Consider the following 16,153-nt stretch of genomic DNA (forward strand, 5'->3'; position numbering starts at 1 on the left):
GTTTGACTTGGACAGATACTGTACTATTGCGCGCCTTAACGCTATTGTTATGAACGCATGTGGTGCTCAACTTCGGGTTGGGAGAGCGACATGGCCTGCTATTGAAGGTAATCCAAATGAAATCAGGTATCCACCCAGACTACGCTGAAGTAACTGCAACTTGTACTTGTGGTAACGTAATTAAAGTAAACTCTACTGTAGGTAAAAACTTACATTTAGACGTATGTGGTGCATGTCACCCGTTCTACACTGGTACTCAGAAAGTTGTTGACACCGGTGGTCGTATCGACAAATTCAACAAGCGCTTTGGTGCACTTGGTAAGAAGTAATTGCGACTGCAATTATTTTAAGAAAAAGACGCCTTCGGCGTCTTTTTTTGTTTTAAGATCAAATTCCTTTCAAAAAAATTAATTTTTTAGTTATAAATTATGTTGTGCCGCTTAGGTTAATAATATTGTTATTTAGGCAAACTTTTTGTAACTTTATGAAGCTATTTCCGCTTTTTTATGTCAAATCTTGTTATTTTTCTACAATTTTAAGTCTTTGATTCTTATTGTGATGATTAATTTAAGCTTGAAAAATTATGACTTGATTAAATTCTGCTGATTAAAGATAACTTTTGTTAAATTTTCATTTATACTGCCTGCCAAAGCGCTTAATAGCTCCTTGTGATACTTTCTTAGTATTTTGCTTATTGGGTGTTTTGACTGAATTTAACTTTATTTCGCAGTATAAATTGCCTCATTCAGGAACATAAAATGTCTGACTTTCGCCAGCAAGCTCTCGATTATCATGAATTTCCAATTGCAGGTAAAACTGCAGTTAGTCTTACTAAACCCGCTCAAACGAGTCATGACCTGTCGCTGGCCTATAGTCCAGGTGTTGCTGAGCCAGTAAGAGAGATAGCGGCGAACCCTGATGATGCTTACCGATATACCAATAAAGGTAATACTGTTGCAGTTATCTCTAACGGTACCGCTATTTTGGGGCTGGGTAACTTAGGTCCGCTAGCATCAAAGCCTGTTATGGAAGGTAAAGCATTATTGTTCAAACGTTTTGCCAATATCGACTCGACAGATATTGAAGTGAAGCACAGAACCACTGCTGATTTCATTAACACGGTTGAATCGATTGCTGATACGTTTGGCGGGATTAACCTTGAAGATATCAAGGCCCCTGAATGTTTTGAAATTGAGCGTGAACTTATTGCCCGTTGTAATGTGCCTGTTTTTCATGATGATCAGCATGGTACTGCGATTGTGACAACTGCAGGTATGATCAATGCGTTAGAAATTCAAGGCAAGAAAATCGAAGATGCCGTCTTTGTTTGTCTTGGTGCTGGCGCTGCAGCGATTGCGTGTATGACCATGATGGTAAAATGTGGTGCGCAACGCGAAAATGTTTATATGCTTGATAGACAAGGTGTGATTCATACCCGTCGTGAAGACATTAATGAATATAAAGCATTGTTTGCTAATAATACGGATAAACGCACTCTACAAGATGTGATTAAAGATGCAGACGCATTTTTAGGTTTATCGGGTGCAGACTTATTAACCGCTGATGATATTGCTTTGATGGCGCCTAATCCGGTTATTTTTGCATGTTCAAACCCTGACCCTGAAATTAAGCCTGAATTAGCACACGCGACTCGCAGTGACTTGATCATGGGCACTGGCCGCAGTGATTACCCTAACCAAGTGAACAATGTGTTGTGTTTTCCTTTCATCTTTAGAGGTGCATTAGATGTACGCGCATCTGAAATAAACGATGAAATGAAAATTGCTGCGGTTAAGGCGTTAGCAGCGATTGCTAAAGAGCCTGTTCCTGCTGAAGTGTTAGCAGCTTACCCTGATGTTAATTCAATGAGTTTTGGCCCTGAATACGTGCTGCCAAAACCAATGGACCCACGTTTATTGAAAAATATTGCCAGTGCAGTGTCTCAAGCTGCAATCGATTCAGGTGTAGCAGTGCTCAATACTGTTCCTACCGAATATAAGCTATAAGTAATAGCACAGCACAGTGAGAGAAAAAGGGCGTTAGCCCTTTTTTTGTATCTACAATTAATCTAAAACAGATAGAGTTTGCGTTTTACTAGCTGCTATTGAATAATCAAACTCAGTTAAGTGGATGTTATCGCTAACCAATCGTTAAATATGATAGATAGAATTGCGCTTATAGCAGGACGCCGATAAATGAAGTTAACCAAAATTTTGACTACAAAGTTAACCAGTTTTTGGTTGTTATCATTGACTGCGGTTGGTGCTATTTTCTTTATTGGTGCATTAGTTAGCTTTGTTCAACTGACATATAAATTTCAACAGCAAAAAGTGACCCAGTTAGAGACGATGCTGGTACAACATTACCAACCCGATAGTCATTGGGATTTACACGCTTGGCTACCTCCGATTCTAATTGCTTACAACGCAAACAGTTTCAAGCTAACTCAAGGCGATGACATCGTATTTGAGTATTACTCGCCAACACCGCAAAACAATCCCACCATATACAAGCACATTATTGATCCCAAAGCGGATACAGCAATGGAACTTAAGTTGCCGCAACCGTATTTATTGCATCAATTAGGTTGGTATGAACTCTTAATTATGCTTGTATCACTTGTGGCAATCGGGCTTTTTGTTCGTTATGGATTGAGATGGTTTACACATGAATTGGATGGAGTTGAGCAGATAGCGCAGCGCAGTAAACTGGTTCTAGATGGTAAACATGCCGAGGCGTTAAGTGCGGCGGGTAATGGCCGACCGAGATTAATTAATCGTGCAATGACCAAGTTGTTAGAGCAATTACAAGATGCGCAAAAAGAGCGTGGACGCTTTGATCAGTTTATTCGCTCAAAAACCTTTTTAGACCCTAGCACCCGCATTGGCAATCGCATTTTTTTTGAAAATAGGCTAGAAGCCTTAACCCATCACAACTGTATGATTGCCCATGGCGCTGTGATGCTAATTAACTTTGATGACTTAGACCTATTGCAACAGCAAGAGGGGGATGAAGTTATCAATGAACAATTGAATGATTTAGTTCAAGCCATCAGTACATTACTGCAACCTTATGAGGATGTTGTTTTCGCTCGTTATGACTTTAATCAGTTCGCAATAGTCGTGCCTCAAGCCTCGTTAGCTGAAGCAGATACCTTAGCGAACAAACTGCTAAAATTAGGCATTAGCCAATTAAAAAATCAATCAGATACACAAGACAATTATGTTCATTTAGGAGCTGCATTTTATAAAGCTGGCGACATGCAGGAACAGGTGCTTGAAGAGGTCGATATGGCGCTTAAAGCTGCGCAACTACAACGGACCAATAATTGGTTTATGTACGATAAAGGCGCAGTGGATAAAGAGATTGCCAAGGGCTCTGTTCGCTGGAGAAGTTTTTTAGAAAACACTTTAGTTAACCGCCGCTTTGTAGCGATAACTGAGAATGTTATCGACAGTGATGGCCATGCTTGCCATAAAGAAGTATTTAGCCGAGCGATTGATAATCAAGGTAACGAAATTAGGGCGACATTGTTTATCCCTATGGCCAATAAGTGTGGCTTAATGCCGCAAATTGAAAGGCAGTTGATTGAAACCGTGCTATTTGAGCTTATGGCACACAACAAAGACAGCTTTAGTATCAATTTGAGTTATGACTCGTTAACCAGTCGAGCTTTCATACGTTGGTTGAGAACCACGTTAATGGAACAGCGACATCTTGCCTCGCGGCTGATATTTGAGGTATCAGAAGATATTGTGGTTAAGCATCAACAAGATTTGATGGAAAATTTGAATTTGCTTCGCAAAATAGGAGCGAGGCTATGTGTTGATCATGTTGGGCTGCAAGTGGTTGGCACGCATTACATTCAAGAGTGTCACTTTGACTTAGTCAAATTGCACCGCTCTATTATTCATCAAATCCATCTGAAATCCGAAAACCAACTATTTATTAGAAGCCTCATTGGGGGGTTATATCGCGCTGAAGTGCAGGTTTTTGCTGAAGGTGTGAGTCGTTTTGAAGACTGGCAAACCTTGAAGATTTTAGGCGTAAGTGCAGCTCAAGGCGATTACTTTAACCAATAAACTTCCTATCCTGCTTACCTTTAAATGCAAATCTAATACTGGATTGGTACAAGATTTGTATTAATCATCTACCGCGTCAATTTATACAACTTAATAACCTAATAGTGTGTCAGGTTGTGACCTTGTTGTGGCTTTGGATCTTGAGAATTAACAAATAACATTCTATCTTAAGTGTATACACTTTCATTGCTGTTATTTTTCTATAAAATTAAGTGATTAGCGGTTAATATGTCATACGATATTTTTTTGACATGCTTTTTAATGCTAACTGTTCTTTCTGTTACACACTTGTTGGTGTATCTGGTTTAAGTGAAAGCGTCATCGTTACATTTTTATAGCGGATATTTTTTATTTTTATATCGTATCTTCGCTGATTATCAAGGCACAGGTTTTTGAATGAAAAATGGTTTTTTAAGTAAGTTGACATTCTGGCGCCAAACTCAAGCATCTACTGAACTTGGGTTGTATATCAGTGCGGACTCGATCTGTGTATATCAAGGCGAAATTAAAACTGAAGATGAGCAAGATTCTGATCTTGAAACTCAAAATCAAACAAAGTCGGATATATCAGGGATTACTAAAAAAATTGCCTTTAATGGTGAGAATTGGACAGAAGCATTTGCCGAGATAAAAGATATTTTCGGTCATGCAAAGCTGAAAATTGTATTGGGTGAATCGTTTTATCAATTGATTGTGGCAGATAAACCCAATGTAGAAGCCAATGAGTTAAGCCAGGCATTATTATGGTCGGTAAAAGACTTAGCGACAGAGCCTGTGACCAATATTCAATTGGATTACTTTGAATCATCGCTGACAACCACTGGCAAAATTAATGTCGTTGTCGCAAATAAAATGCAATTGTCGACATTGGCTCAAGCTTGCGAACAACACGGTTTTACCATTGAAGGTATTAGCATTGAAGAACTAGCAATGCCGTTGCTGTTTGATGATGCTTCAACCCATATGGTGGTAAGTCACGTACCTGAACATGATTTATTGCTAACAGTGGTTAGAGAAGGTGAATTATTCATGCAGCGTCGAGTGAGAGGTTTTGCTCAAATCGATAAAGCCACTGCCGCCGACTTACAATATGGTTTAGCTGATAATTTAAGTCTCGAAATTCAACGTTCAATGGACTATTTCGAAAGCCAATTAAGGCAAGCGCCTGTTGGTTCTATTGATTTATTAATCGGCGGTGAATCTCAAGCATTGGTGCCATTAGTGGCGCAGAATTTTAATCAAAAAGTCAGTACCACTGACCATGAGTCGGTGACTGAGCATCTAGCCATGATGGCTTTCAAAGCGTTAACGCGAGGTGCTGCGTGATAAAAACCACAATTAACTTATATAGCGCTGACTTACTGCCTGCAAAATTAAGGCTGTCATTTCAACGAATGATGATGATGGTGGCGGGATTACTTGTTATCAGCTTTGTGAGTTGGATGCTTGGCTATTGGTTGGTTTCGAATGTGGAAACTGACAGGGCTAAGGTATCAACAGAAAAACAGCAGTTAGATACGCAAAAGCAGCAACTAGAATTACAAGTTTCTGCGCGTGTTCCAGAGCCAGACCTGGTTGCAAGAGTCGAATTAGAGCAGCAGCGTTTAGAATTGAAAAAACTATTATCTACTGAAATAAACCAAAGAGATAATGTCATCAGTCGTGGCTATTCAAGTTTGTTGACTGATTTGGCGAGTGTTTCAGATGGCTCTGTATGGCTTAGCCACATAGCAGTAAACGAACAGCGATTTGAGTTTGAAGGCTTTGGTTCTAAACCCCAAAGTATCCCTAAGTGGGTTGAGGCTTTAAAGCATACAGAAACGCTCAAAGGTTATGCTTTTTCGACCATGACGATGAACCGTGGTGAATCGCAACCGTTAGCCTTTAAATTATCTAGCACTCCTGAAGTGGAGGCTAAACAATGAAACAATTTTGGCAACAATTAGAATCCAAGTTCGATGTGCTAAGCCAGCGAGAGCGTGTACTCATTACTGTTGCAGCGCTAGTACTTATTGGCATGGTCGTTTATCTACCCGTTGAGAGCGTATTTAAAGAAAGGCAAAAACTTTCAAGACAGCTTGTCCAAATTGAAGCGGATAATGACGTTTCAAAACAACAAATTGATTTATATCAGCAACGTTTAGCGATGGATCCTAATACTGATTTTCGTAATCGTTTAAGCCATATTGAACAACAAACTCAATTAATTGATGCTGATTTAGATGCGCAAATGGTTTCAATGGTTCCAGCGAGTTATATGCCGACAGTACTCAAAAATCTATTAGGCCATGTTCAAGGGGTAAAATTACAATCGTTTGCTTCTATCGCACCGACACCTTTGCTACAGGTGGGTGAAGAACACAAAATGAACCTCTACAGTCACGGTATTAAATTGACCTTAGAAGGCAGCTATTTTTCAATTCTAAAATTTGTTGAAGCAATTGAAGATATGCCAGATAAGTTATATTGGAAACGCCTTAATTACCACGTTGACCAACATCCAAATGCGACGGTTGAAATTGAACTTTATACCTTGAGTATTAATAAGGAGTTTATCAGTGTTGCAGAATAAACCGATGTTTATACTCCTTGTATTAAGCCTAACTGCGGTGAGTCAGGTTGCTGATGCCAAAGTGTTAAGGGATCCGACCTTACCTGGGCAAGGGTATGTCACTGTTTCCAGTAATAGCGAACGGGCAGATTCATTAGTGCTTAATAGCATTGTAAATAGCGCCAAGCCACATGCCGTCATTAATAATAAGATTGTATTTGTTGGTGACCGCATTGATGGGATAAGAATTGAATATATCGGAAAGAGTTATGTCAATTTATCTGACGGAAGAAAACTTAAACTATTTCAATCGATAACAGAGCGATAGGACAAAAATAATAATGAATTTAATCAAATATGTGACCCCTCTGCTATCTCTTTGTTTACTTGGTTGCCAAACTACAGATAGACCTGATCCTACGACGGCTAAATCTGAATTAAGTCAATCATTGGCTGAAGCAGAAACAGCAAAAAATATCATTCCTCCACCTGCGCAAATGCCTGAAGATGTTCAGCGTGAGCTCAATGGTTCAAGCTTATTAGGCAGCACAAGTCCAACATTGCCAAAAGAGCGTCGTTTTGACGTTTCAGCGAACGATGTTGAGGCAAAAGTGTTTTTCCCAAGTTTAGTTCAGGGCACGCCGTTAAGTGTTGCAGTCCATCCTGATGTGACTGGCACCATTTCAATTTCTCTTAATGGTGTAACACTCTCTGAAGTGATTAAAGTTGTTGAAGATATTTATGGATATGAGGTTAGCCGAGAAGGGCGCATTTTACGTATTTTCCCATCAGGGATGCGCACAGAAACTTACCCTCTAAATTACTTGTATATGGAGCGTGAAGGGCTATCGTTGACTTCGGTCAGCTCAGGGCGTATTTCTGACAGTAATGACAACTCAAATTCGAACTCGAATAACAATTCTTCAAATAGCAGCAGCTCAAATAGCAGTAATAACTCCAATAGCAGTAGCAATAATGACAATACTGATAACACCAATGGCACTTTCATTCGCTCAACAACCAAAACTAACTTTTGGGGTGAGCTAGAAAAAACCTTAGTGTCTATTATCGGTAATACAGGTGGTGGACGCCAAGTGGTAGTTACCCCGCAAGCGGGCTTAGTCACTGTTAGGGCTTATCCTGATGAGTTACGTCAAGTAAGTACCTTTTTAACCAAGGCTGAAACGCATCTTCAGCGCCAAGTTATTTTAGAAGCTAAAATCTTAGAGGTGACTCTATCTGATGGCTATCAGCAAGGTATTCAATGGGATAACGTTTTAGGCCATGCTGGCAGCACTGATATTAACTTTGGTACTTCTCCTGGTTCGGGTTTAAGCGATTCAATTACGAATGTAATTGGTGGTGTGACGTCAATTAGTTTAACAGGCACCGATTTCAGCACCATGATTAGCTTGCTAGATACCCAAGGTGATGTTGACGTGCTTTCGAGCCCTCGCGTTACCGCATCTAATAACCAAAAAGCGGTTATTAAAGTGGGTAACGATGAGTATTTTGTCACTGACGTATCGTCAACTACTGTAGCTGGCACAACTCCAGTCACCACTCCTCAAGTGGAATTAACCCCTTTCTTTTCAGGTATTGCATTAGATGTGACGCCGCAAATTGATGCTGACGGCAATGTATTACTTCATGTGCACCCATCAGTGATTGATGTATCAGAACAAATTAAAGAAATTAAAGTCAGTGGCTCTAGCCTTGAATTACCGTTGGCACAAAGTGAAATTCGTGAGTCTGACACCGTGATTAAAGCGTCTTCAGGTGATGTTGTGGTGATCGGTGGCTTAATGAAGAGCGAAAATATTGAAGTGGTATCAAAAGTACCATTGTTAGGTGACATTCCATTTATGGGAGAAGCCTTTACCAATCGCAGTAAATCGACGGTTAAAACAGAACTTATCATCATGCTAAAGCCGACAGTGGTAGGTGCTGATACCTGGAGTAATGAATTACAACGCTCTAAAGATTTACTAGACCGTTGGTACCCCGAGCAGGAGTAACGGTTAGTACCGTTAAGGATTGCCATGTACCAACAGCATTTTGGTCTAGATCAATTACCGTTTACATTAACCCCAAATACGCAGTTCTTTTTTGGGTTAACGCCTCATGTTGAGGCATTACAGGTATTGCAAACAGCAATCGAAAATGGCGAAGGCTTTATAAAAGTAACCGGTGAAGTAGGGACAGGAAAAACCCTTATCTGCCGTAAGCTACTGAATGAGTTACCCGATAATTATCAATGTGCTTATGTTCCTAATCCATATCTAAATCCTGATGAATTACGTTGGGCATTAGCGACAGAATTAGGGATTTCGTTACAAGATAATATTAACCAGCAGCAATTAACTGGATTAATTCAAAACCGTTTACTAGAGCTTAATCGCCAAGGGTTAAAAGTCATTTTAGTGTTGGATGAGGCCCAAGCTCTACCCAATAAGAGTTTAGAAACATTAAGACTGTTTACTAACCTAGAAACTGAAAGCACTAAATTGATTCAAGTGGTGTTGTTTGGTCAACCTGAATTAGATAATAGGTTGCAAGACAGTCAATTACGTCAATTAAAACAGCGGATTACTTTTAGCTATAGCTTACGCCCTTTGTTGTGGGATGAGATCCAAGCGTATGTTGATTATCGCCTGTCTATTGCAGGCTATCGTGGCAAAGCACTGTTTAGCGATAAAGATATCAAGTTGATTTCAAGTGCCGCGCGAGGCATCCCACGCTTGGTGAATGTGATCGTTAATAAAGCCTTATTACTTTGTTTTGCTGAAGGCGGTAATAAAGTACTCACTAAGCATTGTAAAGCAGCCATTGTCGATACAGAGGATGCAGAGCCACTGCCGACATCAGTGCAAAATAGAGGATGGTTATACATTTTATTAATCATAGGCGCTTCACTGGTCATGTTATGGGTTACTAATGCTGACTGGTTATCGACGTTAAGAGAGTCAATATGAGCGTTATTAATAAAGTTTTAAAAGACCTTGATAAACAAAAGCAACACTCGGCATCAACGACGGGAGAAACGTCCGATTCTGGCTTTGTGAAACCAGAGGTGCAGTTTACTAGCCAAGTAGAAGCTAATGCACCCGATGAGCAGTCATCCCGAAAAGGGATGTATATGTCGATTGTCATGTTCCTTGCTATATTCCTGATTGGGCTTATGTTTTATCGTCAAGGCGTGCAGCTAAAAAACTTACAACCACTGACTGAAGCAACACAAGAAGAAGCTGAACAGCCGCTCATTGCAGGTTTAGTCGATGAAGATACGCTCACTAGTGACGAGCTACCTGACTCAATAACAGACGATGAAAGCCATAGCGTTGAAATTACTAAAACAGCTAATAGCTTAGCTAAATCTGACAATGACTTTAACGAAGAGTCTGAGGTGAGCGCAGATGTAGCTGAAACTGATTTAGCAAGATCTCAGAATTTGCAAACAGTAGCGGTAGAAGCTGTACCACAGGCGAATAAATCCGTGGTAAAAGTTGATTCAAAAAATACTTCGGTCACTGTAAAAGACACATTAGCGCCCTCGTTGGATGATAAAGATAACGGCTCGGTGAAAGTCAGGTTTGCGCAGAATACACGTACCTCAACAATCGTTGAAGATGTGAAGGCCGATGTGGGGAGTAACAGCCGCGCTGCTAAGTCCTCTAAAGCAGAACAAGCTATAGTCTCTAACACGAATGCTGCAACAACAAGCAGTAATAAAGGTGTCATGGCGGTAAAGGAAGTGATACTGACAGATGCTGAGTTAGCGCAAAAGAAATTTGAAATTGCTGAGGTCGCTGAGCAGCAACAGAAAATAGATAAAGCAGTAAAGTATTACTATGAAGCGCTAATACTTGAGCCTTCAATGCATCAGGCCAGAAAGCAATTAGCGTCTTTGTATTATGCGTTGAATAACTTAGGCCGAGCTGAACAAATTTTAGCTCAAGGGGTGCAACAATTTCCTGAGGAAATTGAATTGGCCATTTTAAAAGCGAAGGTTGAAAATGCTTCATTTAGCCCTATGAAAGCACTAGATACACTAGAAGCTATCAGTGATAACAGCGACTGGGCTAGAGATAAATGGATTTTACAAAGTGATATAGCCCAAAAGAATAGCCGTTATGAACTGGCTGAGTCAGCATATCGCTCGCTGATAACCATTGAGCCGTCTCAAGCACGCTGGTGGATGGGATTGGCCTACGCGCTAGATTCGCAGCAGCAATATTCGCAAGCTGCAGATGCATATACAAAAGCTTTGTCTTATCGAGGACTGTCAACTGGCGCTATGACTTATATAGAACAACGATTAATTCAACTTGGAGGTAGCCAATGAAACCAAAATTGAAAATGCGTTTAGGCGATCTTCTCGTTCAAGAACACATTATTACTGACGATCAGTTAACCCAAGCCCTTTCTGAACAGCGTAATTCAGGTAAAAAGCTTGGTCGTACCTTGATTGATTTGAATTGTATTACTGAAGATCAGTTACTTAAGTTCTTATCTCAGCAGTTAAACTTACCTTATTTAGACATTAGTCGACTGTCGATACCGACTGAAGTCGTTAACCTTATTCCTGAAGTACAAGCTCGTCGTTATCGTGCTTTAGTGGTTGAAGCCACCGCTGATACGGTTACATTGGCGATGAGTGATCCTGCTGACTTGCAAGCCATCGATAACTTAGAAGTCTTTGTCGCGCCTAAAAAAATTACCATTGCGGTTACCCCTGAACAGCAACTATTAGATGCGTTCGATAATTTGTATCGCCGTACGGGTGAAATTGCCAAAATTGCGGGTGAATTAGAAGAAGAGTACGCCGCTGATGACATGTTTGATTTGGCGAGTATTACTGATAGTGATAGCGACAATGAAACGACAGTCGTTAAGCTACTGCAATCTATTTTTGAAGATGCAGTGCAAATGCGCGCCTCAGATATTCACATTGAGCCTGGTGAAAAAGTGCTGAGGATCCGTCAACGTATTGATGGTCAGCTGCATGAGAACACCCTTGATGAAGTCAATATTGCCTCGGCGTTAGTATTAAGATTAAAGCTGATGGCTGGATTGGATATTTCAGAAAAACGTATGCCGCAAGATGGTCGTTTTCATATTGAAATTAAAGGTCATAAGATCGATATTCGTATGTCGACGATGCCGATATATCATGGTGAATCGGTGGTAATGCGTTTACTCGATCAATCCGCGGGTTTATTGACATTGAATGAAACAGGTATGCCAGATCATATCCTGCAGCGAATTCGTAAACAAATTAAGCGTCCTCACGGTATGTTGCTAGTGACAGGACCTACAGGTAGCGGTAAAACCACGACTTTGTACGGTATTTTGAGCGAGCTCAATAAGCCAGACACCAAGATTATTACGGTTGAAGATCCGGTCGAGTATCAACTGCCACGTATTAACCAAGTGCAAGTTAACCATAAAATTGGTTTAAATTTCTCGAATGTACTGCGAACCACCTTACGTCAAGATCCCGACATCATCATGGTAGGTGAGATGCGTGACCAAGAAACAGTTGAAATTGGTCTTCGAGGCGCATTAACGGGTCACTTTGTATTATCGACTCTGCATACCAATGACGCCATTACCAGTGCATTGCGTTTACTTGATATGGGCGCAGCGAGTTATCTTGTCGCAAGCGCGCTACGGGTGATTATTGCCCAGCGATTAGTTCGACGGGTATGTCCGAACTGCATGACAAGTCACCAACCCAATTCAGCTGAATTGGCTTGGATTAATTCTGTCGCCAAAAAAGACTTCACAGCTGCAACTTACAAAATAGGCACTGGTTGTCAAAGTTGTAATGGCTCTGGTTATCGTGGCCGTATTGGTATTTTTGAAATTTTAGAGCTTGATGAGGCGATGGTTGATGCCATGCGTACGGGTAACCCACAAGATTTTGCTCATGCGGCGAAACAAAGCCCGACGTTTGTGCCATTAGCAGATTCAGCATTTGAGTATCTATATAATGGTATGACTACCATTGAAGAAGTGGCTAAATTAGTTGAAGACGTCAGCGAAATACCTGGTGCAGAAGTGATGTCCAGCGATAGTGGAACTGGGGTGTAATCATGCCGACTTACCAGTATCGAGGACGAAATAATCAAGGCGCATCAGTTGAAGCGTTTATTGAGTCAGCTAATGAAAGTAGTGCGGCTGATGCGTTAATGTCTCGCGGCATCATTCCTCTCGAACTGCGTGAAGTGAAACAATCTCAACCTTTTAAACTTGGCAGTATTTTCGCGAGTAAAGTGTCGTTAGAAGAGTTACAAATTTTCACTCGACAAATGTACTCATTGACTCGCTCAGGTATTCCCATTTTGCGTGCTATTGCAGGCCTTGCAGAAACAACGCATTCACAAAGAATGAAAGATGCGTTGAATGATATATCTGAACAATTGACTTCGGGTCGCCCTCTGTCGGCTGCAATGAACCAGCATCAAGATGTGTTTGATTCATTGTTTATTTCAATGGTTCATGTGGGTGAGAACACTGGTAAGTTGGAAGATGCTTTTATCCAGCTTTCTGGTTATATCGAGCGTGAACAAGAAACACGCAGACGCATTAAGTCTGCCATGCGCTATCCAATTTTCGTACTCATCGCCATTACGATTGCGATGGTGATATTGAATATCATGGTGATCCCTAAGTTTGCCGATATGTTTTCTCGCTTCGGTGCTGATTTACCATGGGCAACTAAATTGTTAATGACGACATCGAGCTTATTTGTCAATTATTGGCATGTCATGCTAGTGGCGCTCGTAGGAGCAATTATTGGCATACGATATTGGCATCATACCGAAAAGGGTGAACGTCAATGGGATAAGTGGAAGCTACATATCCCAGCAGTGGGGTCGATTATAGAACGCTCGACACTCTCACGTTATTGCCGCAGTTTTTCGATGATGTTGGGTGCAGGTGTACCCATGACTCAAGCGTTAAGTCTAGTTGCAGATGCCGTGGATAATAGTTATATGCATGATCGGATTGTTGCTATGAGGCGAGGAATAGAGTCGGGTGAGTCAATGCTTAGGGTGTCAAACCAAAGCGGCCTGTTTACTCCATTAGTGCTGCAAATGGTGGCAGTGGGTGAAGAGACAGGCCAGATCGATCAATTACTTAATGATGCAGCAGATTTCTATGAAGGTGAAGTGGATTACGACCTTAAAAACTTAACCGCCAAACTAGAGCCTATTTTAATCGGATTTGTGGCTTGTATTGTGCTCATTCTAGCCTTGGGGATTTACTTGCCAATGTGGGATATGCTCAATGTGGTTAAAGGGTAACGAGCATGCTGAACTTTGAAAGTAAGCTGTTGTCCACATTGCAGTTAGCAATTAACAAATCTGAGTTGATTGCATAATGCGAAAACAACAGAAGTCAGAAAACGATCTACTGAAGACGTATGCACGTATTATTACGCTGACATTAGTCTTGGTGGTAATGGCTGTGATTGGCACTAAGCATTTTTCTAGTGTGGACAGTATTAGCGCTAAAAGTTTAGAGCTAGAGCATAGCCGTATGTTGTATGTGCTCGCTATGGTAAAGAGCCAATGGCTAAATCAGGGGAGACCTGATTCGCTCAAGCTAAACTGGGAGGATATTACTGTTGGTTCAGGCAATAAACAGCTTGAAACAGATAGCCTTGGCACCAGTTCAAATATTATAAAGATGTCAAAGCAAGGCTGGCCGCAACTTAATGAGCCATCTTCGAAAGGCTGCAAAGAGTTATGGCAACAGTTAATGGCAAGTGATTTGCATGATTTAAAAGCTGCGGTTTCATATCAAAATGAGACAGAAATTTGTCGTTTTTCGACAGAGCAAAGTGGCAGTATTAGCTATCAAGGTATATCAGGAAGAGTGATTTTTATTGATAGCAAGAGCTAATATTTAACTAATACAAATGTTTAAATGTATAAATGGTGCTAAAATTTATTTACAGGATAGCTTTAGCTAGGTAACAATAGTCTTACGACTGTAATTCTGGTCTGACAAATGTAAGGCGTAAAATAGGTAACTTATTATGAAATTAAAACAGCAAGGCTTTTCGTTAATCGAATTAGTGATTGTTATCGTGATCCTTGGTTTATTAGCTGCGACAGCTATTCCACGCTTTTTGAATGTCACTGAAGATGCGCAAAATGCCAGTGTTGATGGCGTTGCTGGCGGACTTGCTACGGCTGTTGGGTTCGTTAGAGCACAATGGGAAGTGGATGGTCGTCGTAATACGTCGGTAATTTTAGATGGTACTGTTGTTTCGTTAGATACGCGTTTTGGCTTTCCAACAGGTACATCAAATACAGATGCGACTTCGATGAGTGATGACACTTGTCAGGAAGTTTTCGATAACGTGCTGCAAAGTGCTCCGCGTAATGTAATTTATACTGATGATGCCCGCGATCAACGTTATACGGTTCGAGCTCAAGATGGTGTCGGTGGTTCATCTACATCTATTGACGGTACGACAGTGACTGGGATTGATTTGTGTGTCTATCACCAAGTTGCTTCACTTACGTTAGATCAGACTACCGGTGTACCGTCTCCAGCCCCAGATTTAACGACAAGTGGTGCTAAAGGAGTGACATACAACCCAGGCACAGGACAAGTACTCAGTTTCAGTAACGACTAATTACGGACTAATTACGAGTAATAAGTGAAAGCTGCATTAATAGCAGAGGCTTAAGCTTTAAAAGAATCACCACAAAATATGGAATATTGAGTGGGAATTGTAATAAACAACTAAATAAACAGATGTACAAAATTCACATATTTTGTTTTCAATAAAGGGTCGACATTATGCAAATCAAACAGAAGCAACAAGGTTTTACATTAATTGAGCTAGTGGTAGTTATTATCATTCTTGGTATTTTAGCTGTTACTGCAGCACCTAAATTTATCAATCTACAAGGTGATGCAAGAGTTTCAGCTCTACAAGGTTTAAAAGGTGCTATTCAAGGGGCAAATACACTAGTTTACTCTAAAGCTGCATTAGCAGGGCAAGAAAAAGAAGATGATGCGACAGTAATTTTGGTTGCAGCAGCAGATGCTGCTGATAATGTAACTGTTGAAGCTGTATATGGGTATATGAGCGATGACGATATTACTAACTTCCAAAATGCACTAGAAGTTAGTATATCAGCTGGTACTGATCCTTCACTGTCAACCATAACTACAGATTGGATTTTTGACGTCGCCACAGGTAAGTTTTGGCAAGCTGGCGCGCCGTCAGCTTGTTTCTTTACATATGGTGCTGCTACAGCGACGACCGTTCCTTCATTTACAGCAATACCAGATGCTTCAGCTTGCTAAAAATCAATATTAATATTAGCCCGCTAATTGCGGGCTTTTTTATGTCTAAACATCAGTTTTAAAAGCTTTTATGTACTTTTGGTAACATGCGAAAAAGTTCTAATAGTGATAAAATTGTTGTGGTAAAGGAATAAGCTCGTGAACAAACAATATTGTTTCATACGGGCTGTAGTTGTTCTATTTT

The 16,153-nt window shown here is 40.6% G+C and carries 15 protein-coding genes; all 15 read left to right on the forward strand.

Translation table 11 applies throughout. The features are described 5' to 3' along the window. The first annotated feature begins 116 nt into the window (after positions 1–116). The 15 genes from rpmE to L2737_RS13675 all read left to right on the forward strand — a co-directional run bounded on the left by rpmE (position 117) and on the right by L2737_RS13675 (position 15,969). Positions 117–329, forward strand: coding sequence for a 50S ribosomal protein L31 (gene rpmE, locus L2737_RS13605; protein WP_102527427.1), 213 nt, complete (start codon positions 117–119; stop codon positions 327–329). A gap of 429 nt (positions 330–758) precedes the next feature. Continuing rightward, the gene (locus L2737_RS13610) at positions 759–2,006 is read left to right on the forward strand and encodes a malic enzyme-like NAD(P)-binding protein (RefSeq protein WP_102527428.1); all 1,248 of its coding nucleotides are present in this window, start codon (positions 759–761) and stop codon (positions 2,004–2,006) included. 189 nt (positions 2,007–2,195) lie between these two features. Then, positions 2,196–4,082: an RNase E specificity factor CsrD gene (gene csrD, locus L2737_RS13615; RefSeq protein ID WP_248956050.1), complete on the forward strand. Its 1,887-nt coding sequence runs from the start codon at positions 2,196–2,198 to the stop codon at positions 4,080–4,082. A gap of 396 nt (positions 4,083–4,478) precedes the next feature. Beyond that, positions 4,479–5,408, forward strand: a complete 930-nt coding sequence (locus L2737_RS13620; RefSeq protein ID WP_248956051.1) for an MSHA biogenesis protein MshI — start codon at positions 4,479–4,481, stop codon at positions 5,406–5,408. After that, a complete protein-coding gene (locus L2737_RS13625) occupies positions 5,405–6,007 on the forward strand; it encodes a PilN domain-containing protein (RefSeq protein WP_248956052.1) in 603 nt (200 codons plus the stop codon). The genes L2737_RS13620 and L2737_RS13625 overlap by 4 nt, the downstream gene beginning before the upstream one ends. Beyond that, positions 6,004–6,654 (forward strand): type II secretion system protein M, encoded by a 651-nt coding sequence (locus L2737_RS13630; protein WP_248956053.1) that lies wholly within the window; start codon positions 6,004–6,006, stop codon positions 6,652–6,654. The genes L2737_RS13625 and L2737_RS13630 overlap by 4 nt, the downstream gene beginning before the upstream one ends. After that, the gene (locus tag L2737_RS13635) at positions 6,641–6,961 is read left to right on the forward strand and encodes an MSHA biogenesis protein MshK (protein ID WP_420709414.1); all 321 of its coding nucleotides are present in this window, start codon (positions 6,641–6,643) and stop codon (positions 6,959–6,961) included. The genes L2737_RS13630 and L2737_RS13635 overlap by 14 nt, the downstream gene beginning before the upstream one ends. Positions 6,962–6,974: 13 nt before the next feature. Next, the gene (gene mshL, locus L2737_RS13640; RefSeq protein WP_248956054.1) at positions 6,975–8,651 is read left to right on the forward strand and encodes a pilus (MSHA type) biogenesis protein MshL; all 1,677 of its coding nucleotides are present in this window, start codon (positions 6,975–6,977) and stop codon (positions 8,649–8,651) included. A gap of 24 nt (positions 8,652–8,675) precedes the next feature. Continuing rightward, positions 8,676–9,608, forward strand: coding sequence for an ExeA family protein (locus L2737_RS13645; protein ID WP_248956055.1), 933 nt, complete (start codon positions 8,676–8,678; stop codon positions 9,606–9,608). After that, a complete protein-coding gene (locus L2737_RS13650) occupies positions 9,605–10,978 on the forward strand; it encodes a tetratricopeptide repeat protein (RefSeq protein ID WP_248956056.1) in 1,374 nt (457 codons plus the stop codon). Before L2737_RS13645 ends, L2737_RS13650 begins: the two co-directional genes overlap by 4 nt. Further along, entirely contained in the window at positions 10,975–12,729 is a 1,755-nt protein-coding gene (locus L2737_RS13655) for a GspE/PulE family protein (RefSeq protein WP_248956057.1), read from the forward strand. Before L2737_RS13650 ends, L2737_RS13655 begins: the two co-directional genes overlap by 4 nt. A 2-nt stretch (positions 12,730–12,731) precedes the next feature. Further along, complete coding sequence (locus tag L2737_RS13660; protein WP_248956058.1) at positions 12,732–13,946, forward strand: type II secretion system F family protein; 1,215 nt, start codon at positions 12,732–12,734, stop codon at positions 13,944–13,946. 76 nt (positions 13,947–14,022) lie between these two features. Continuing rightward, on the forward strand, positions 14,023–14,547 hold the full coding sequence (locus tag L2737_RS13665) for an MSHA biogenesis protein MshF (protein WP_248956059.1): 525 nt from the start codon (positions 14,023–14,025) through the stop codon (positions 14,545–14,547). 136 nt (positions 14,548–14,683) lie between these two features. Beyond that, complete coding sequence (locus tag L2737_RS13670) at positions 14,684–15,289, forward strand: pilin (RefSeq protein WP_248956060.1); 606 nt, start codon at positions 14,684–14,686, stop codon at positions 15,287–15,289. A gap of 167 nt (positions 15,290–15,456) precedes the next feature. Next, on the forward strand, positions 15,457–15,969 hold the full coding sequence (locus L2737_RS13675; protein WP_248956061.1) for a type II secretion system protein: 513 nt from the start codon (positions 15,457–15,459) through the stop codon (positions 15,967–15,969). The last annotated feature ends 184 nt before the right edge of the window (positions 15,970–16,153 follow it).

The sequence above is a fragment of the Shewanella electrodiphila genome (assembly GCF_023283985.1).
Taxonomy (GTDB): domain Bacteria; phylum Pseudomonadota; class Gammaproteobacteria; order Enterobacterales; family Shewanellaceae; genus Shewanella; species Shewanella electrodiphila.